This window comes from Saccharothrix sp. NRRL B-16348 (assembly GCF_001280085.1).
Classification (GTDB): Bacteria; Actinomycetota; Actinomycetes; order Mycobacteriales; family Pseudonocardiaceae; genus Actinosynnema.
This window is the reverse complement of record NZ_LGED01000235.1, coordinates 45,918-65,392: the sequence shown is the minus strand read 5'-3', so window position 1 is coordinate 65,392 and position 19,475 is coordinate 45,918. Positions and strand designations below refer to the sequence as shown.

The 19,475-nt window shown below is 73.0% G+C and carries 13 protein-coding genes; 10 read left to right on the top strand and 3 right to left on the bottom strand.

The window, feature by feature from the left end; genetic code table 11:
* The first annotated feature begins 9 nt into the window (after positions 1 to 9).
* From ADK67_RS36950 to ADK67_RS36935, 4 genes are all read left to right on the top strand, one after another.
* Complete coding sequence (locus ADK67_RS36950; RefSeq protein WP_053721217.1) at positions 10 to 354, top strand: hypothetical protein; 345 nt, start codon at positions 10 to 12, stop codon at positions 352 to 354.
* 55 nt (positions 355 to 409) lie between these two features.
* Positions 410 to 1,405: a hypothetical protein gene (locus ADK67_RS36945; RefSeq protein ID WP_053721216.1), complete on the top strand. Its 996-nt coding sequence runs from the start codon at positions 410 to 412 to the stop codon at positions 1,403 to 1,405.
* 22 nt (positions 1,406 to 1,427) lie between these two features.
* On the top strand, positions 1,428 to 2,555 hold the full coding sequence (locus ADK67_RS36940; RefSeq protein ID WP_053721215.1) for a hypothetical protein: 1,128 nt from the start codon (positions 1,428 to 1,430) through the stop codon (positions 2,553 to 2,555).
* 91 nt (positions 2,556 to 2,646) lie between these two features.
* Positions 2,647 to 3,309 (top strand): hypothetical protein, encoded by a 663-nt coding sequence (locus tag ADK67_RS36935; RefSeq protein WP_053721214.1) that lies wholly within the window; start codon positions 2,647 to 2,649, stop codon positions 3,307 to 3,309.
* Here the strand turns inward: ADK67_RS36935 and ADK67_RS51575 are convergent.
* Positions 3,260 to 5,620 (bottom strand): helix-turn-helix domain-containing protein, encoded by a 2,361-nt coding sequence (locus ADK67_RS51575; RefSeq protein WP_053721213.1) that lies wholly within the window; start codon positions 5,618 to 5,620, stop codon positions 3,260 to 3,262. The two genes, ADK67_RS36935 and ADK67_RS51575, sit on opposite strands and share 50 nt — an antisense overlap.
* 261 nt (positions 5,621 to 5,881) lie before the next feature.
* Between ADK67_RS51575 and ADK67_RS36925 the strand changes: the two genes are divergently transcribed.
* Complete coding sequence (locus tag ADK67_RS36925; RefSeq protein WP_082404365.1) at positions 5,882 to 12,937, top strand: type I polyketide synthase; 7,056 nt, start codon at positions 5,882 to 5,884, stop codon at positions 12,935 to 12,937.
* A complete protein-coding gene (locus ADK67_RS36920) occupies positions 12,934 to 14,427 on the top strand; it encodes a flavin-containing monooxygenase (RefSeq protein WP_053721212.1) in 1,494 nt (497 codons plus the stop codon). Before ADK67_RS36925 ends, ADK67_RS36920 begins: the two co-directional genes overlap by 4 nt.
* Before the next feature lie 7 nt (positions 14,428 to 14,434).
* On the opposite strand, the gene ADK67_RS36915 is transcribed toward ADK67_RS36920, so the two are convergent.
* Complete coding sequence (locus ADK67_RS36915; RefSeq protein ID WP_053721211.1) at positions 14,435 to 16,255, bottom strand: S9 family peptidase; 1,821 nt, start codon at positions 16,253 to 16,255, stop codon at positions 14,435 to 14,437.
* Between the two features lie 82 nt (positions 16,256 to 16,337).
* On the opposite strand from ADK67_RS36915, the gene ADK67_RS36910 reads away from it, so the two are divergent.
* Complete coding sequence (locus tag ADK67_RS36910) at positions 16,338 to 16,874, top strand: ArsR/SmtB family transcription factor (RefSeq protein ID WP_053721210.1); 537 nt, start codon at positions 16,338 to 16,340, stop codon at positions 16,872 to 16,874.
* Here ADK67_RS36910 and ADK67_RS36905 read toward each other — a convergent pair.
* The gene (locus ADK67_RS36905; protein WP_082404363.1) at positions 16,838 to 17,776 is read right to left on the bottom strand and encodes an EamA family transporter; all 939 of its coding nucleotides are present in this window, start codon (positions 17,774 to 17,776) and stop codon (positions 16,838 to 16,840) included. The genes ADK67_RS36910 and ADK67_RS36905 overlap by 37 nt on opposite strands.
* 32 nt (positions 17,777 to 17,808) lie before the next feature.
* Here ADK67_RS36905 and ADK67_RS36900 point away from each other — a divergent pair, with 32 nt between their 5' ends.
* The 3 genes from ADK67_RS36900 (at position 17,809) to ADK67_RS36890 (ending at position 19,252) form a co-directional block, all read left to right on the top strand.
* A complete protein-coding gene (locus tag ADK67_RS36900; RefSeq protein WP_053721209.1) occupies positions 17,809 to 18,306 on the top strand; it encodes a MarR family winged helix-turn-helix transcriptional regulator in 498 nt (165 codons plus the stop codon).
* Between the two features lie 78 nt (positions 18,307 to 18,384).
* Positions 18,385 to 18,834 (top strand): DUF4383 domain-containing protein, encoded by a 450-nt coding sequence (locus tag ADK67_RS36895; protein ID WP_053721208.1) that lies wholly within the window; start codon positions 18,385 to 18,387, stop codon positions 18,832 to 18,834.
* Positions 18,835 to 18,844: 10 nt separating this feature from the next.
* On the top strand, positions 18,845 to 19,252 hold the full coding sequence (locus ADK67_RS36890; RefSeq protein WP_053721207.1) for a DUF6292 family protein: 408 nt from the start codon (positions 18,845 to 18,847) through the stop codon (positions 19,250 to 19,252).
* Positions 19,253 to 19,475 lie beyond the last annotated feature (223 nt).

The following is a 19,475-nucleotide window of genomic DNA, read 5'->3' as shown; positions in this document are numbered from 1 at the left end:
GAGCAACCCATGTCGTTCCAGACCAACCTCGAATCGCTCAACAACGTGGCCCGGAAGGATCTCCGGGAGCTGTCCTACATCTACGCCGTGTTGGCGAATGACGCGCGCAACACCAACCTGGCCGACGGCAACATCGCCGCGGACCCGCCGGTGAGCCCCGACGGTGGGGCCTTCGCGAAGAGCTGGGCGGCCGTGCGCGAGGAGATCGTGAAGGTCCTGGACACCTGTGCGGGCAACGCGGTCAAGATCGGGAAGGCCATGGAGCACGTGGTCGACACCTACGCCGCCACCGACGCCCGGATCGCGGACGCGATGGCACGTCAGACCGAGTCGCTGAACCACACCCCTGCCTGACAGGGCTGAGCAGAACACCGCGCCCGGCCGCGCGGCAGATCACCAGGAGTCGACCATGACGTTCCACACCCAGGACGAACTGCGCAAACTCGGCAAGGACGTCGCCGACGCGGCGCGTGCCGCCGTGCTGCGCAAGCAGGACCTGAAGGTGCTCGGCCTCGACATCGGCAATCCCCTCGACCTGTTCCCCGACACCGACTTCTACCTGACCTACCCGGACCTGTACGAGAGCTTCGCCACTCCGGACCCGAAGGGCATGCAGCACGCCCTGAACACGCTCGGCAGCACGTCCTTCGCGCTCAAGCACGACTTCCCGACCCTGGATCCGAGAGGGACCGAGGTTCCGGTGCCGGACATCGGCGGCGCCATCGGAGACCTGGCCGGCAAGAACACGCCGATGCAGATCTCGCAGAACGTGGGGTACAAGATCCAGGGCTGGCACGGCCACGCCAAGGACGCCTTCCAGGAGAAGATCCTCACGAAGTTCGAGGAGAAGGTCGACAACCAGGTCGCGGCGGTCGACCTGCTGGCGGCGTCCCTGTCGATGCACATGCACGTGCGGAAGAAGCTCAACGAGACCGTCTGGAACGTCGGCCAGGCGTCGATCGAGGCGTTCAACAAGGTGGCGAAGATCGGTGCCGGTGACGCCGCCCAGGTCGTCCTGCTCGTCGGCATCGCCGCGGCCACCGCTTGGACGGTCTGGGGAGGCGTGGCCGCGGGTGGGCTGGCTGCGCTCTCGGCGAAGGACCTCGCGTCGGTGGTGGCCGGGTTCAACAACATTCGGGTGAGTCCGCAGGTCCCGAAGGTCATCAGCCACGACAGCCCGAACACGGCCGACTCCGACATGAAGAGCCACCTCGGCGAGGCGGCCAAGCTGTACCACGACCAGGAGCAGCAGATCGTCGCCGCGATCGACCACCTCAGCGTGAAGTTGCGGGATCCGGCCATCAACTCCCTGTTCGTGTTCCCGGCACCGCCCGAGGTCGACTCGTTGGACGAGCAGGGGAACAACCTGCCCACGCTCGAATCCGAGTTCACGCCGGACCGGTAGCCCGCTCCGGCGCGGAGGCATCATGGACGACTTCACGGTTGACCCGGCCGCTCTCGCGGGATTCGAGTTGGATCTCCAAGACTTCGGCACGAACTTCTCGGCGAACGCCGCGCGCCTGCTGGCGGCGGTGCGCCTTCCCCCGGGATCGACCGGGCTCATGGCCACGCTGGCACCGTCGTTCGACAACTTCCGGGCAGCGGTGTCCGCGGCCCAGCGAACCGACCTCACCACCATCGGCCACCTCGGCGCGAACGTCGCCTCGGCCGGGACGACGTACCAGTCGACCGACGACCTGTCGGCGAAGGCGATCTCGGCGGTGGGCTCCGACGTCCTCGGCGGCTCGGCAGCCGGCTCGTCCCCGGCCGCGCGTGGCGTCAGCCGGTTCGGCGGTGTGCAACTGCCCCGCCTGCCGGAGGTGCCGGAGAACCCGTGCACCGTCCGCCAGGTGGTCGACGCCGCCATCGCCCAGATCGCGGTCTACGACGAGCGGTTCGAGGAGGCGATCGGCGTCAAGCCCGCCGCGGACCACCTCGCCGGGTTGGTGGCGGACTGGGAGGCGCTGCAAGCCGTGGGCAAGCGGATCGGGCTCCTCGGGACCAACGACCACATCACCTCGGAGAACGTCGTCAACGGCAGCACGTGGTTGCGGAGCGCGTGGTCGGGGGACGCTTCGCGGACGTTCGGGGCGAGCGCGGACGCCCTCGGGCGGTCGATCGCCGAGCGAGGCGACGTGCTCGACCGCGCGGCGAAGGTCGTCGAGAGCGGCGGCGCCTGCCTGGAGCGCTTGGCGTACAACCAGGCGGTAGGTCTGACCAGTGCCGTCCTGCGGCCGATGACCTACTTCGGCGCCACGTTCCCGCTCGGCGCGTGGGTGCCGTACATCCACCGACCGATCGACCAGGCGATGAGGTCGGAGATCGTCTCGGCGGCCGATGACCTGAAGAAGTCGGCGGAGTCGAGGCACAGCGCGATGACCGCCGTGGTCGAGGCGATTTCCCGCGCGCTGGAGTACACGCCGGGCCGCACCCCGCCGTCGTTCGACGAGGACGACTTCCGGATCGAGGACCGGGTCGCGGCCGATCCGGGTGTGCGCAAATACGGGTTCGGCGACAACACCTGGTGGGAGGAGGGGATCGACTTCGTCAGGTGAGTCGGGGACAGGGTCGGAGCAAGCCGCACGAGTGTGATGAAGGGGGCCCGTCATGGCGCCGCAAATCCCCGGGATGCCACCACCTCCACCGGTGGATCCCGGGCAGGGTCCGCACGGTTCGCAGCCGCTGTACAGCCGCGGCGACGACTTGATCTTCCTGGACACCGCGGTGAAGATGAAAGTCGCCGCGGCCGCCGCGGGGCTGCACAACGCCAGCCGTCACCTGTCCCACTACCTGAGCAACACCGGTGAGGACCTGACGCTCGACCCGGACCGGATCGCCGGTGAAGAGCCCGGGCTGAAGGCGTACATCGACCGCATCGTCACCGCTGTGCTCCAGCGGATCGCCGGTGACGTGGCCGCGCGTGCCGGCTACGACCAACCGGTCCCGTTCCAGTCGGACTGGCACGGGTACAAGTGCACCAACCCGGACTGGTTCCTGGCGATCGGCGCGGTGCACGCGTCGGTGAGCGGGGTGGTCACGGTGCACCGCCCGAACCCGGAGGGCGCGGTGCCCCGCATCACCCTCGACTGCCAGAGCCACCTGTACGACCGCTACAACTGGGACGGGGACAAGGCGACCACGATCGCCGGGATGACGTTCACCGACCGCGAGTTGGGCGGTCTGCACACGGCGGGGTTGGCGAAGGAGTTCACCATGCGCGGGTCGTCGTCGATCAAGCACTACGACAGCGCGCTCCCGGTCAACGGCCCTCTTGACCTGCCGGTGCCCCCCGGACGTTCCGGTCGGTGACGTCCGCGGCGGCGAGGTGGGCTTGCAGGCGGGCGTGCCGGAACTGGTAGTACGGCCCGGACTGGCGCAGTACGCCGCGCCGGCACGCGTCCTCGAGGAACGCCACCACCGCCCAGGGCAGTCGGCCGGTGAGCGGCAGCCAGACCCGGGCGAACACCAGCCACTGGCCCCACGGGGTCATGCCGAGCACGTAACCGGCGCCGCCGGCGATCGCGCTGACCAAGCCGGCCGCCACGACCAGTGACGGCTCCCAGTCCAGCTCGATGCCGAACGGGCGACCGACGTCGAGCGCCGTCAACAATTCGGGCACGGCCACGATGAAACCGGCGAACAGCGGCGCGAGCACGAGCGCCGGTCCGGCCAGCAGCGCGCGGTTGGCCCGGATCAGGTCCGCGGGCCTGCTCGCCGAGGTGAGGTCCACCGGGGTCTCGATCAGGCCGAGGATCCAGAACACGAACGCGACCCCGACCGCGTAGACGATCCCGAACATCATCGCGTCGAACACCCAGAACCCGAGCGCGGACGTGGACCGGGACGTCACCACGTCGAGCGCCCGGTGTGCCGTGCCGAGGCAGACGCCGAACACGAACCCGCACAGGATGCCCAGCCGCAGCCGGCGTCTCGTCTCCGCGCTCAACCGCCGTCGACCGCCCCACACGCTGATCCGGAGGTACAACGGCGTCGGCACCTGGCGGCCGACCGTCACCCCGTAGCTGATCACCATGAGCACCGCGCCGAGGAAACCGATCAGCAGCCCCGAGAGCAACCACGGGCTGGAGCCGATCCGCACCCCGAAGATGCCCGCGACACCTTCCACCAGCCAGTCGACCACGGCGGCCATGACGCCCGCGAACAGGCCGAGCACCAGGGTCCGCGACCGGGGGCGCAGCGCGGTGCCGAACTCCCACCAGGCGAGGTCGGTGGTGTGCCGCCTGTTCAGGTGCGTGGCGAGGAACCGCAGCCAGCGCGTGGCCTCCTCGACCGACCAGCGCTGGTCGAGGCCCACGGCGCGATCGAGCGGCTGGCGCCGGTACGCGGTCGGCACGAAGCCGGCCAGCAGGTGGTCGGAGATCCCCTCCACGGTGGGGAACCTCTCGGCGTCCAGCAGTTCGGCCGGGTCACGGCCGGTCGTGTCGCTGTAGTTGGCGCGGACGAGGCCGACCATGAGCGGGGTGGTGAGCGCGACGGCCAGCGGGTGGTCCGGCTGCTCGGCCAGTTCACGCAGCACCGGGTCCCACACCGTCGCGACGTCGCCCGCGTTCCGGCGCGCGGTGCGCGGCAGGTAGCCGGCGAGGTCCGCGACGGTGAGGTCGGCCAACTCGACCGCCGCCGCGCCGCGCAGGGCACGGGCGCCCGTGACCGCGTCCCGGTACTCGTCGGGCCGGCTGGTCAGCACGAGCGGCAGGGTGATCTGGTTGAGGGCGACGAGGGCCGACCGGTGCAGCCCGTCGGCGATCTCGTCGAAGCCGTCGAGCACCGGGAGGATCCGACCGTTCTCGATCAGCCGGTCGGCGAGCGTCGAGCCGCTGCGGCTCGGCCGGGCGAGGCCGGGGTAGTGCCGGGTCAGCTGGGTGACCAGCCACTCGTGGAAGGACGTCTTGTCCGGGTGCCACGAGCTGAGGCCGATGACGACCGGGACCGCGCCGGCCGCGGTCGACGGGTTGAGCAGGTCCAGGACGAGCCGCACGGCGAGCATGCTCTTGCCGGCGCCCGCCTGGCCGAGCACGACGAGCCGCCCGGACGGCACGCGTCGGTAGCAGGCCACGATCCCGTCGAGCGCGCCGGCGAGGTCGGTCGGCGCGTCGGGGTCGGTCAGCTCCGCGCCGGCCGAGCGCCAGCGCAGCGGCAACGGGCCGGGGTCGTGGATCCGGCGCCGGCTCTCCTCCTGCTGCCACCGGGCCCGCACGACGTCGGCGAGCTCGTCGGCCGCTTCGATCAGCTCGCGCTCGTTCGCCGTCACGTAGCGCCCCGGGTCGGGCTCGACGACCGGCGGTTCGACGGGCGGCGCGGGGGAGTCCGCTGTGGACGGCCCGGTGGGTGGCGTGCCGGGCTGGGCCACCGTGGCCAGCAGGTTCGCGTGGTCCGCCGGGGGCAGGTCGAGCGCTTTCGCCAGCTGCCGCACCGTGCTCAGCTGCGGGTTGGCGCGTGCCTCGGTCTCGAACCGCCGGATGGTGCGCACCGCGATCCCCGACCGCGCGGCCAGCTCGTCCTGGGTCAACCCGGCTTCCCGGCGGAACTGGCGCAGCAACGCGCCGAACCGGTCTTCGCGGTCGTCCACGTGGCGCTGCGCGTTCACGGGCGGAGTGATCACAGGCTCTCCCTCAAGGCCATCGGATCGCCCAACGTAGCGAAGGTCGGACGGTTTGTGTCCGCAAAAGAGCTTCCTCGCCGCCCGCACCTCGCCGCCCGCACCTCGCCGCGGGTCATGCGCGTCGGCGCCGTGGACGCGTGCGATCGGGCAATGATCATGTTCGTTCGGGCGGTGCGCGGCTCCTGCCGGTGCGGTGGGAGGGAGGACTTCCCGATAGTGCGAGGGACAGAGCAGGTCGCTGTTCAGCGTGGAGGAAGCCCCATGGTCCCGAATCCCACCGGCACGACGGACGCGCACGACGGTGACGCGCCTGCCGGACGGGTGTCCCCGATCGAACCCGTCGCGCTCGTGGGCGTGGGGTGCCGGTTCCCCGGCGGTGTGGAGGATCCCGGGGGCTTCTGGGACCTGATCGCCTCCGGCACGGACGCCGTCGGGGACATCCCGCCGGACCGGTGGCGGGCCGACGCGTTCTACGACCCCGATCCCGCCACACCGGGGCGGATGACGGTCCGCCAAGGCGGTTTCCTCGACCGGCCCGTCGACCGCTTCGACGCGGCCTTCTTCGGGATGCCGCCGCGGGAGGCCGCCGCGCTCGACCCGCAGCAGCGGTTGCTGCTGGAGGTCACCTGGGAGGCGTTCGAGGACGCCGGGATCCCGCTCGCCACGACCGCGGGCCGTGAGGTCGGCGTCTACATGGGCGGGTTCACCTTCGACGCGGCGACCCACCAGCTCTCCGACGCCAACCGGCACCTCGTCGGCACGGCCACGCCGACCGGGGTGAGCATGACCATGCTGGCCGCACGGTTGTCGTACACCTTCGACTGGCACGGTCCGAGCCTGACCCTGGACACCGCCTGCTCCTCGTCCCTGGTGGCGTTCCACCACGCTTGCGCGGCCCTGTCCCGGGGCGAGTGCGAGGTCGCGGTGGCGGGCGGGGTGAACGTGATGGTCAACCCGGTGACCACGATCCTGATGTCGAAGGGGCAGTTCCTGTCCCCGGACGGCCGCAGCAAGTCGTTCGACCACCGCGCCAACGGGTACGCGCGCGGTGAGGGCGCGGGTGTCGTCGTGCTCAAGCCCCTCGCCGCCGCCGAGCGCGACGGCGACCGGGTGTACGCGGTGGTGCGCGGAACCGCGGTGAACCAGGACGGCCGCACCCCCGGCATCACCGTGCCCAGCGCCCGGGCGCAGCGCGCGGTCATCCGGCAGGCGTGCCGGTCCGGCGGCGTCGACCCCGCCTCGGTGGGCTACTACGAGGCGCACGGCACGGGCACCGCGGTGGGCGACCCCATCGAGGCGACCGCCATCGGCGAGGTCCTGGGTGGATCGGACCGGACGCACTGGATCGGCTCGGTGAAGTCGAACATCGGCCACACCGAGGCCGCGGCGGGCGTCGCCGGCGTGATCAAGGCGAGCCTGTGCCTGGAGCGCGGTCTCATCCCGCCGAACCTCCACTTCGAGCGGCCCAACCCCCGCATCCCGTTCGACCGGCTGCCCCTGCGGGTGCCGACCGGGATCGTGCCGTTCCCCGACCTGCCGGGCCCGCGCCGGGCGGGGGTGAACTCGTTCGGCTTCGGCGGCACCAACGCGCACGCGATCCTGGAGCAGGCGCCCCAAGCACCGGCGACCGCCGACGAGGAGGGCGACGACGGCCGACCGCACGTGCTCCCGCTATCGGCACGCAGTCCGGAGGCCTTGCGCGCGCTCGCCGCGCGGTACGCGGACCTGCTGGAACGCCCGGACGCGCCGGCGCTGCGGCGGCTCGCCCGTGCGGCTTCACGGCAGCGCGACCACCACCCCCTCCGCACGTCGGTCGTGGCGGTCGACGTGGCGGGCGCGGTGGAGGAGCTGCGGCGGCTGGAGCCCGCCCCGCGCCGGGCGACGCGCAGCGGCGTGGCCTTCGTCTACACCGGCATGGGCCCGCAGTGGTGGGGCATGGGGCGCGAGCTGCTGCGGACCGAGCCGCGGTTCGCCGAGGTGGTCGCCGAGTGCGACGCGGTGCTGGCGCGCTTCGGCCTGTCGATCGCCGACGAGCTGCTGCGCGAGCGGGACGAGTCCCGGCTGACCGAGACCGTCTACGCGCAGGTCGCCAACTTCGTCGTGCAGGCGGGTCTCACCGCGCTCTGGCGTGCCTGGGGCGTCGAACCCTCGGCGGTCGTGGGCCACAGCGTCGGCGAGGTGGCCGCGGCGTACGCGGCGGGCGTGTACTCCCTGCCGGACGCGCTGACGGTCGCGTTCCACCGGGCGAGCCTCCAGGCCGGCCTGGCCGGTCGCGGCGCGATGGTGGCGGTCGACCTGGCCGCGGACGCTGTGGAGCCCCACTTGGTGGACGGGGTGGAGGTGGCCGCCGTCAACAGCGCGACCGCGACGACCCTGGCCGGCGACCCGGCCGCCGTCGAAGAGGTCACGTGGCGACTGCGCGCGGCCGGCGCGTCGGTGCAGCCGCTGCGGGTCGAGGTGGCCTACCACAGCCGGCACATGGACGTGATCCGCGAGCCGCTGCTGGCGGCGTTGAGCGGCATCACGCCGCGCGAGGCACGGGTCCCGCTCGTGTCGACCGTGACGGGTGACCTGGTGACCGGTGTCGAGCTGGACGCCGCCTACTGGTGGGAGAACGTGCGCAGGCCGGTCCGGTTCGCCGCGGCGCTGCGGCGGGTGCTGTCGTCCGCCCCGGCGGCGGTCGTCGAGGTCGGACCGCACCCGGTGCTGGCCGCGGCGATCGACGAAGGGCTGGCCGGGCACGGCGACGTCGTGCGGGTGGCGTCGCTGCGCCGGGACCGCCCCCAGCGGCAGCAGCTGCTCGAAGCGCTGGGCGCCCTCTACGCGGCGGGGGTGGACCCCGACTGGGAGGGCGTGCACCCCGGGCCGCGCGAGCACCTGGACCTGCCGCGGTACCCGTGGCAGCGGGAACACCACTGGGTCGAGTCGGCCGCCGCGCGGGAGGCCAGGCTGGGCGGCGGCGGCCTGCGGCTGGCCGGGCGGACCGTGCCGGCGGTCGACCCCACCCGGGACGTGGAGCTGTCCGAGAGCGAGTTGCCCTACCTCACCGACCACCGAATCGGCGACACCGTGGTCTTCCCCGGCTCCGGCTACCTGGAAGCGGCGCTGGCCCTGTTCCCCGACGACGAGCCGTGCTTCTTCGAGGACGTCGTCTTCCAGCGGCCTCTCGCGCTCCAGCCGCGTTCTGTCACGACGCTCCGCGTCGCCTACGACCCCGGCCGGCGCCTCGTGACGCTGCACAGCCGCGGGCAGGGCGACGACGCCGGCTGGACGTCGCACGCGCGGATGCGCCGACCGGACGTCCTGCGCCCGCGGCCCGCGCCACGACGTGCCGAGGCGTTGGCGGAGTCGACGCGGTCGCTGCCGGAGTTCGGCCGGGACGAGGTGTACGCGCTGCTGGACCGCAGCAACCTGACCTACGGGCCGGCGTTCCGCGGGGTCGAGAGGCTGTGGTTCCGGGAGGCGACCGGCGAGGTGTTCGCCGAGGTCCGGGTCGACGCGGTCGACGCGGCGGGCCACCGGCTGCACCCGGCGCTGCTCGACGCGGCGCTGCAGGCGGTGATCGCCGGGTCGTTGCGGCTGTCCGGCGAGGACGGCGTGACCTACGTGCCCGCGCGCATCGCCGAACTCCGCTTCCACCGCTCGCCCGGCCGGACGCTGTGGCTGCACGGGCGTGACCGCGGCGCCACCGCTCCCGGGCGGCTGGAGTGCGACCTGACCCTGTTCACCGACGACGGCGAGGTGGTCGCCGAGGTGATCGGCCTGCGCGCCCAGCGGCTCGTCCAGGACGGTGACGGGCCGTCGTCCCGATCCGAAGACCTCTACTACGAGCACGCGTGGCGCGCGGAACCGCTGGAGCCCTCCGGTGAGGCGGAGGGCCGCTGGGTCGTCATCGGGTCCTCACCGGTGTCCTCGGCCCTGGCCGCCGAACTGACCGCGCGGGGCGGTGACGTCCTGCGCACGTCACCGGAAGACGAGAACTGGCTCGACGCTGTCCGCGCCGGCGTCGGCTCGCCGTGCCGCGGCGTGGTCTACGTCAACGGCACCGAGCGGGACGACGCGGCCGCGTGCGCGCCGGTCGCCTCACCGCTGCGGCTCGTGCAAGCCCTGACCGACACCGCCGCACCGCTGTTCCTGGTGACGTCCGGCGCGCAGAGCGCCACCGCGGACGACCACACCACCGACCCGTTCGCGGCGGCCCTGTGGGGCTTCGGCCGCGTGGTCGGCGCCGAGCGGCCGGACCTCCGCTGCCGGCTCGTCGACGTCACGCCGGAAACCCCCGCCGCGGCCCTGGCCGACGAACTGACCCGCACCGGGCTGGACGAGGTGGTGCTCCGCGGCGACGCCCGGTACGTCCGCCGGCTCGAACGGGCGGGTGACCGGTCCGCGCTGCACCACGTGACCAGCCGGGCCGGCGAGACCCCCGTGCGCCTGCGCGCCGACGGCCAGGGCGTGGAGGGCTTGCGGTTCGCCGCGACGGCCCGCCGCGCACCCAGGGCCACCGAGGTGGAGGTCGAGGTCTCCTTCGTGGGCCTCAACTTCAAGGACGTGCTGAAGGTGACGGGTCTGCTCACCCCGGAGGCGTTGGAGGGCAGCCTCTCCCGGCAGGCGCTCGGCCTGGAGTGCTCCGGCACCGTCGTGCGGATCGGCGCGGACGTGGCGGACCTGCGTCCCGGCGACGAGGTCTTCGTGCACGCCGCCGACCTGTTCGGCTCGCACGTCACGGTCGACGCGGTGCGCGTGGTGCGCAAGCCGTCGACCCTGTCCTTGGCCCAGGCCGCTTCGCTGCTCCCCGTGGTCACGGCCCACCAGGCGTTGGTGCGCCTGGCCCGGGTGCGACCGGGTGAGACGGTGCTCGTCCACTCCGCCGCGGGCGGCGTGGGTCTGGCCGCGGTGCGCATCGCGACCCGGCTCGGCGCGCGGGTGTACGCGACCGCGGGCAGCGACGAGCGGCGGGAGTTCCTGCGCCGCGAGGGCGTGGCGGGCGTGTCCGACTCGCGGTCCACGGCGTTCGCCGACGACGTGCAGCGCTGGACCGGCGGCGAGGGGGTCGACGTCGTGGTCAACTCGCTGTCCGGGGAACTGCTGCGCAAGAGCCTGGGGCTGCTGCGGCCCTTCGGTCGCTTCGTCGAGCTGGGCAAGGTCGACATCGCCGCCGACCACTCGCTGGGCCTGGCGCCCTTCCACCGCGCGTTGTCGTTCCACGCGTTCGACTACGACCGGATGATGCTGCTGGACCCCGGGCTGGTGCGCGCGTCGATGCTGGACGTGGTCGCCCTGCACGAGGACGGCGGGTTCGACCCGCTGCCGGTCACCGAGGTGCCCGCCGGGCAGGTCGACGTGGCGTTCCGCGCGATGACCCGCGGTGATCACGTCGGCAAGGTCGTGGTGCGCGTCGCGGGGGAACCGGTGTCGGTGCCGGCGGCCTCCGTGCCCGGTTCGCCGATCCGGCCCGACGGCGCCTACGTGGTCACCGGAGGCCTGGGCGGCCTGGGGCTCGTGGTGGCCGGGTGGCTGGCCGACCGCGGCGCACGCCACCTGGTGCTCGTCGGCAGGCGCGGCGTCGTCACGCCCGAGGCCGAGCGGGTGGTCGCCGAGCTGACCGGGCGGGGCGTCGAGGTCCGCGTCGAACGCGTCGACGTCGCCGACCGCGGCGCGGTCGAGCGGATGTTCGCTCTGCTGCGCGAGGAGCTGCCCCCGGTGCGGGGCGTCGTCCACGCCGCGGCGGACTTCGACGACGTGGTGCTGGCGGACACCGACGCGGCCCGCCTGGTCGCCGCCACCCGGCCGAAGGCGGACGGCGCCTGGCACCTGCACCTGGCGACGCAGGCGGACGACCTGGACTTCTTCGTGCTCTTCTCGTCGGTCGCCGCCCAGCTCGGCGCCGCCGCGGCGGGCGCGTACGCCACCGCCAACGAGTTCCTCAACGCGCTGGCGCGGCACCGGAACCTCAAGGGACTGCCCGCCATCGCCGTGGGCTGGGGCATGGTCGACGAGGTGGGCGTCGCGGTCAGCCGCGACGGCGCGGTCGGTGACGCGTTGCGCCGCAACGGCCACGTCGGCCTGTCGCCCGCCCGGCTGGTGGCGGAGCTGGGAGCACTGCTGCGCACCCGACCCGTGGAGGTGTCGGTGGCCGACGTCGACTGGTCGCGCTGGGCGCGGGCCAACCCGCAACTGGCCCGGCTGCCCCGGTACGAGGAGCTGGTGCCCGCCGACACCTCGGACGGCGACGCGCACTCGACGGTCGTGCAGCGCCTGCGCGACGCGACCGCGGCGGAACGCGTCGACCTGCTGTCCACGCTCGTCACCCCGCTCCTGGAGCGCACCACCGGCCTGACCGGGCAGCAGTTGGCGGACGAGCAGGCGGTCGACATCGACTCCCTGGTGGCGGTCGAGCTGAGGGTCGGGTTGCAGAACGCGCTCGGCGTGTCGGTGCCCGCCGTGAAGCTCCAGCGGAACCTGACCGTGAGCGGCCTGGTCGACCTGCTGGCCGAGGAGCTGGACCGGGCGCCGAACACCCCGTCGCGGCCCGCCGAGCGCATCACCGCCCACGAGTTCACCTCGGCGGACGGCGTGGTCGTGCACGGCCACCTCAGCCTGCCCGACGGTCCCGGGCCGCACCCGGCCGTCGTCGTGTGCACCTCCGGTGAGGGCGGTGCCCTGGACGACCAGGGCCGTTACGCCCGCGTGAGCGAGCACGGACCGCTGCTCGCGGCGGGGTTCGCCGTGTTCACGGTCGACCAGCGCGGGGCGCCGGGGCACGGCGCCGAGTACCGCGCGCTGGCCGAAATGGGCGGCCGGGACATCGACGACGTCGTGGCCGCCGCCCACCACCTGGCCGGCCTGCCCGAGGTCGACCCGGCGAGGCTGAGCGTCCTCGGCACGAGCCGGGGCGCGTACTCCGCGCTCCTCGCGCTGGCCCGTGAACCGTCGTTGTGGCACCGGGCCGTGCTGCTCATGGGGCTGTACGACCCGGCGCTGCTGGTCGACGCCGAGCGCTCCCGTCCCGGCGCCCTGCTGACCGGCCGTCCCGATGTCGGGCCGGAGGAGGTCGAGGCGCACTTCGCCGACCCCGTGCGGCAGCCGTTGGCCAGGCTCGACGCCGTCGAGGCGCCGCTCCTGGTCGTGCACGGCGACGCCGACGAGGTGGTGCCCGTGACGCAGGCGTTGGACCTGGTGGACCGGGCACGGCGGTCGAGCCTGCCCGCGCGCTTGGTGACCGTGCCCGGCCTGGGCCACGACAACGACCACGCCGACGAGGCGTGGACCGCGCTCTGGCCGCGGATCGCGGACTTCCTCGGCGAGGTGGACCGATGACCGCCACCGAGGTGCTCGTCGTCGGGGCAGGCATGTCCGGTCTGCGCCAGGCCGCCGACCTGGCCGCGGCGGGGATCGACTTCCTCGTCTTGGAGAAGGCGGCCGACCTCGGGGGCACGTGGCGCGACAACACGTACCCCGACGCGTCGTGCGACGTGGAGTCCGACCTCTACTCCTACGCCCGCGACCGCAACCCGCGGTGGAGCTCCACCTACGCCACCCAGCCGGAGATCCTCGCCTACCTGCGGGACGTGGCACGGCGACGCGGCCTGCGGCCCTCGATCCGGTTCGGCACGGAGGTCACCGGGGCGCGGTGGCAGGCAGACAGCGGGACGTGGGTGGTGTCGACCTCGGCCGGCGCCACCTACACCAGCCGCTTTCTCGTCCTGGGCGTCGGTGGCCTGCACACGCCGAAGGTGCCGGACCTGCCGGGCGTATTCGAGGGGTACGCCTGGCACTCCTCGCGCTGGAACCACGACGTGGACCTCACCGGCAAGCGGGTCGCGTTGGTCGGCGTGGGCGCGTCCGGCGTCCAGCTCGTGCCGCACCTGGCCGAACGCGCCGCCGCGTTGACCGTCTTCCAGCGCACGCCGGCGTGGGTGCTGCCGAAGGCCGACGCGCCGGTGTCCGCGTGGCGCAAGCGGCTGTTCCGCCTGCTGCCGTGGGCGCAGTCGCTGCACCGGCTGAGGATCTACCTGCGCCGGGAGAAGCGGGGGCTCGGCTTCCACCACCGCCCGGACGCGCTCGCGGCCGCGGAACCGGTGGTGCTCCGGCAGATCGCCGCCCAGGTGGACGACCCGGAGCTGCGGGACAAGCTCACCCCGCGGTACCGGCTCGGCTGCAAGCGGGTGCTGTTCTCCAACGAGTACTACCCGGCGCTCAACCGGGCCAACGTCCACGTCGTCGCCGGCGGTCCCACCGCCCTGCGCCCGCGTGCCGTCGTAGACGAGACCGGGAACGAGCACGAGGTCGACGTGGTGGTCTACGCGACCGGGTTCGACGTCACCGGGTCGTTCCACCACATCGAGGTCGAGGGCGTGGACGGACGCCTGTTGAGCGACGTGTGGCGCACGGGCGCGTCCACTTACCAGGGTGTGGCGGTGTCCGGGTTCCCCAACGCGTTCCTGCTGCTCGGCCCGCACAGCGCCGTGCCCTACACGGGGGCGGTCGTCACCATCGAGGCCCAGTCGCGGTACGTCGTCCGCGCGATCCGGGCGGTGCGCGCGGCCGGCGCCGTGGCGCTGGTCGTCCGGCCGGAGGCGGAGCGGCGCTTCCAGGAGTGGCTGCGCCGGAAGTTCGCGCGCACGATCTGGGCCGTGGGCGGCTGCCGGACCTGGTACCACGACGACTCGCCCGCCGGGACGGTGCTCTACCCGGGCTCAACCCTGGCCTACCGCCGACTGCTCCGCTCGGTGCGCCTGCGCGACTACGAGCTGACGACCGATCCGGCCACGGCCGTGCACCGGGAACCCTTGCGGGAGAAGCGGTGATGCCCGCTCACCCGAGGTGGTCGGCGAACCACGAGACGATCAGGTCGATGGTGGCGGCGAGCCCGGCCCGGTCCCACCCGTGCCCGACGCCGGGGTGCAGTACGAGCTGTGCCGGTTTGCCCAGCTCGCGCAGCCTGTGGTACATCCGCTCGGATTCCGCGGGGTCCACGTTGCGGTCGTTCTCGCCGTGCATGATCAGCACCGGCGCGGTGAGCTGGTGGGCGTGTTCGAGCGGGCTGCGCGCGGTGAGGCGGGCGACGTCGGCCGGGTCGTCGGGGTCGCCGATCCAGTCGACCGCCCGCTTGCGCCAGGTCGGCGGGAACCCCCGGATGTCGTTGAGCAGGTCCGACGGCCCGCACTCGCTCACACCGGCCCGCCACAGGTGCGGCAGCAGGGTCAGGCACGCCAGCGCGGCGAACCCGCCGTAGGACGCGCCGTGCACGCCGAGCCGTGTCGTGTCGGCCCACGGCACGTCGTCGAGCAGCCGCGCCGACGCCTCCAGGTCGACCAGGTCGCCGCCGCCCCAGTCGCGGTAGATCAGCCGCTGGTAGCGCATCCCGTACCCGGAGGACCCGCGGATGTTGGGCGCGAGCACGCCGATCCCGCGTGCCAGGAGCGCCTGCACCAGCGGGTCGAACCCCGGCTTCGCCTGGACCTCCGGTCCACCGTGGACGGTCACGACCACCGGCACCTTGCGGTCCGCGCCCGCCGTCGGCGGCCGGTAGAGCAGGGACGGCACGGTTTCGCCGTCGGCGCTCGTGGTGTGGACGACGGTCGGCGTCACGACCGCGCCCGGCAGCCGTGCGCCGCAGTCGGTGAGCTGCTCGGCCTCGTCCCGGTCGAGGTCCAGCAGGAACAGGTCGGTCGCCGCGTCCGGCCTGGCGAGCTGCACCAGGAGCTCACCGGACGCCGTGAACCGCGGGGTGAAGCCGTCGAGGCCGAACTCGGCGACCGCGACGCCACGCGGCAGCCCGGTGACGTCGGCGGGCGGGCTGCCGAGGTCGGCCCACCGCAGTCGGGTGTAGCCGTTCTCGTTGACGCCCCACGCGAGCCGCGTGCCGCCCGGTGCGAGAGCGGCTCCCTCCACATCGGACTCCGGGGTGTCGATCCAGGTCAGACCGCCGTCCAGGGACAGCGCGGCGAGGCCGAGGAAGTCACGGCCCTGGGTCGTGCACAGGTAGACGCCCGACGAGTCGGGCAGCCACGCGACCGGGTGGTACTTCGCCGGTCCGTCGTGCGGTGTGAGCAGTCGGACGTCGTCGGTGGCGAGGTCGCAGACGAACAGGTCCTGCTCGGTGTTCTGGTGCAGCCGCAGCACGAGCAGCAGCCGTGCGTCGGGGGAGAAGCCGATCGGCAGGTAGCGGTCGTCACCGTGCAGCACGATCCGCTCGTCGCCGGTGCGCAGGTCTCGCACCAGCACGTCGAACACCTCGCGGTCACGGGCGTTGGACGCGTAGGCGAGCAGCGCCCCGTCCGGGCTGTAGGGGCGGCCGTTGGTGCCGTAGGGCGTGCCGATCTCGCACCGCACGCCTTCCTCGGCGACCAGCCACTCCACGTCGCCCGTCACGGGGTCGACCTCGGCGAGCCGGTGGTCCTCACCGCCGTCGAGATCGGTCAGCACGAGCAGCCGCGCGCCGTCCGGCCGCCACACGCACCGGTGGACCGAGCCGGCCACCTCCACCCGACGAGGGGTTCCGCCCAGCGGCAACACCCAGGGTTGCGGCCGGCCGGAGGCGTCGCTGACGTACACCACGGCCTTGCCGTCCGGGCTCGGCTCGGCGCCGGTCAGCCACTCGAAGTCGGTCCAGCTCACCACGGTCGCCCCCAAGTGATTTCATTTGGCGCAATCGATAGCAGTCAACCAAACCACTGCCGGGCACGGCAAGGGCGGGTGGGTTAGCCTCTGCGGCGTGCCGGCTCCACCTGATCACCCCGCCCGCGACGCCACGGTCGAGGAGCTGAAGGCGCTCGCGCACCCGTTGCGCTGGCGCATCCTGCGGTTGTGCTGGGACCGGGCGTTGACGAACAAGGAGCTGTCGGACCGGCTCGGCGTCGCGCCGGCGACCGTGCTGCGGCACGTGCGGGCGCTGGTGAAGCAGGACTTCCTGGCCGCCGAACCGGTGCGCAGCGGCACGCGCGGCGCGTTGGAGCGGCCCTACCGGGCGACCGGCCGGACGTGGCGGCTGGGGTTGGTCGACGTCGAGGGCGAGGGCCTGGCCCGGCAGGTGGACCTGGCGATGCTCGCCGCGCACCGGGCCGAGGTGCTGGAGGCCGGGCCGAACGCCAACCGGGAGACCGCGCGGGGCACGTTGCGCCTCGGCGCGGCGTCCCAGGCGGAGCTGAACGCCCGGATGATCGCGCTGATCACCGAGTTCGTCGAGCGCGACGAGGCCGACGGCGAACCGTTGAGCTACCTGTGGTCGCTGGTGGCGCGCCCCGAGCGCTGAGTCCGCGTCCACGAACGGGCGGCGATCCGCGCCCGCCTTCCCGCAGCCGGCGCCGGGCGGTGCCGGCCGAGCAGCACACCGGACAGCACGAGCACGATCCCCAACACCTGGTGCGCGACCAGCGACTCGCCCGCCAGCAGCAGGCCGAGCACGACCCCGGTCACCGGGTTGAGCAGGCCGATCAACCCCACCGTGCCCGCGTCGAGGTGGCGCAGGCCGGTGAACCAGGCGACGAACGCGACCGCCGTCGCGACCACGGACACGAACGCGAAGCCGAGCAGGTTGGCGCCGGTGAGCGCCGGCGGGGCGCCCTCGACCGCGAGCGCCGGCACGACCAGCACCGCGCCGCCCGCGACGAGCTGCCACGACGTCACCGACAGCACGGCCGCGCCCGCGCCCCAGCGCTTGGTGAGGACGTGGCCGAACGCGGACATCGCCATCGCGGCGACCGACACGACGACCCCGAGCGGGTCGACGGCGTCCACGCCCGCAGCGAGCATGAGCACCACGCCGGCGATGCCGGTGAGCGCGCCCAGCACCGCCCGGCCACGCGGTCGTTCACCGAGCAGCGGCCACGCCAGGGCGATCATCGCGACCGGTGACGTGGCCATGATCGTCGAGGCCAGGCTGGTCGGCAGCAGCTGCGCGGCGAGGTAGACGAGCGCGAAGAACGCGCCCATGTTCAAGGTGCCGAGCACGAGCGACCGCCACCACCACCGGCCACGAGGACGTTTGCGGCACAACAGGAGCAGCAGCACACCGGCGGGCAGCGCGCGCAGCACCGCACCCCACAGCGGGTGGTCGGCGGGCAGCAAGTGGTGCGTGACGTAGTACGTCGAGCCCCACGCGACCGGGGCGATCGCGGTGACCAGCCCCCACCGGATAGTTTCCACGGAAGACATTGTAGCTTCCGTGGAAGCTATGCTGTGGTGCCATGGAACTCGACCGCGTGGCCCGCATCCAGGCCGAATGGGCTCGGGAACGGCCGGACCTCGACGTCTCGCCCCAGGGCGTCATCGGCAGGCTGCACCGGCTCGCGGCCGTGCTGACCGAGCAGTTGGCCGTCGTGTACCGGCGGCACGGGCTGGGCGAGGGGGAGTTCGACGTGCTCGCCGCGTTGCGCCGGGCGGGCGCGCCGTACGAGCGCGCGCCGGGGGAGTTGGCGCAGCACACCATGGTGACCACGGGCGCGATCACCAAGCGCATCGACCGGCTGGAGCGGGACGGCCTGGTGACGCGCAGGCCGGGGCGGGACGACGGCAGGCGGCGCGTGGTCGCGCTGACCGAGGCGGGCAAGCGCGTGATCGACCAGGCGTTCACCGAGCACATGGCCAACGAGCGGCAACTGCTCGACGCGCTCGACGCCGCCGACGCCGCCCGGCTGGAACAGATCCTCACCGCGTGGCTGGCCCGCTTCGAACCGCCGCGCTGAGGAGTCGTTTGCCCGCACCCACGCCGGGTAGTCGGACGGCAACCGAAGTGGGTTTCCGCGAGGCGACGGGAGTCGACCATGTCCAGACCCGGCACAGCGACGACACGCACACCGGTCCAACTGGCCGCCACCGTGGTGGGCGCGGTGTTCCTCGTGGTCGGGATCGCCGGGTTCATCCCCGGCATCACCACCGACTACGACTCGATCCAGTTCGCGGGGCACGAGTCGCAGGCCAAGCTCTTCGGCGTCTTCGCCGTGTCGATCCTGCACAACGCCGTGCACCTGGCGTTCGGCGTCCTCGGCCTGCTCATGGCGAAGACGATGCGCAACGCGTTCCTGTACCTGGTCGCGGGCGGTGTCGTCTACCTGCTGCTGTGGTTGTACGGGCTCATCATCGACCACGACAGCTCAGCCAACTTCGTACCGGTGAACACCGCCGACAACTGGCTGCACCTGCTCCTGGGCGTCGGCATGGTCGCCCTCGGCTTCGCGCTGGGCCGCCCACCCCGCCCCGCCGGACCCGGCTGAACCGGCGACCGTGGACCACGGCTCCGAGGACACACCGACCGGTGGCCTCCAGCGCTACGTGCGGGCCGTCGCGGTCGAACTGGGCTTGGCGGCCGAGTGCTGGCACGCCAACCCCGGCCCACCCGCGACGGCCTACCTGGCGGTGGACGGAAACCTGCCGTCGTTCCCGGACCGCGACTTCGCCCTGCTGTGGGACGAGGAGTACGGCTGGGCCGCCGCCGTCCGAACCCTCCCGACCGACCCACCGGTAGTGATCACCTACCGGGGCGGCGACGTCCTGCCGCCTGCCTCGGAGGTCGCCGCCTACGTGGCGGCACTGAGGCGCGGCGACCACCCCGGCGACCCAAGGCCTATCCGCCTGCGCGCCTACGGCTCCCCAGACGACCTAACCGACCGCCTCCGCACCTACCGGCCGTGACACCGACCGGCCCGTGACGCCGGCTGGGACACCGACCCGCGCCAACTCCGGTCAGCCCTCACCCCACCGGCCGCACATCGGACCCGCAGCGCCCGCACCTAGGCCCGATTTGACATGGGTTCGGGTGCTTTAGGCTGGTCGAAGGAAGCCGGGCAGGCCTGGCGGACGCTCTTCCCGCCAGGCCTGCCCGGCTTTGGCCTGCCTGGAGTGCCCGTAAGGGCCC

Bases quoted from the DNA above. Each gene is read 5' to 3' on its own strand.
- ADK67_RS36950 (WP_053721217.1), top strand. From the start codon at position 10: ATGTCGTTCCAGACCAACCTCGAATCGCTCAACAACGTGGCCCGGAAG.
- ADK67_RS36945 (WP_053721216.1), top strand. From the start codon at position 410: ATGACGTTCCACACCCAGGACGAACTGCGCAAACTCGGCAAGGACGTC.
- ADK67_RS36940 (WP_053721215.1), top strand. From the start codon at position 1,428: ATGGACGACTTCACGGTTGACCCGGCCGCTCTCGCGGGATTCGAGTTG.
- ADK67_RS36925 (WP_082404365.1), top strand. From the start codon at position 5,882: ATGGTCCCGAATCCCACCGGCACGACGGACGCGCACGACGGTGACGCG.
- ADK67_RS36920 (WP_053721212.1), top strand. From the start codon at position 12,934: ATGACCGCCACCGAGGTGCTCGTCGTCGGGGCAGGCATGTCCGGTCTG.
- ADK67_RS36905 (WP_082404363.1), bottom strand. From the start codon at position 17,776: ATGTCTTCCGTGGAAACTATCCGGTGGGGGCTGGTCACCGCGATCGCC.
- ADK67_RS36900 (WP_053721209.1), top strand. From the start codon at position 17,809: ATGGAACTCGACCGCGTGGCCCGCATCCAGGCCGAATGGGCTCGGGAA.
- ADK67_RS36895 (WP_053721208.1), top strand. From the start codon at position 18,385: ATGTCCAGACCCGGCACAGCGACGACACGCACACCGGTCCAACTGGCC.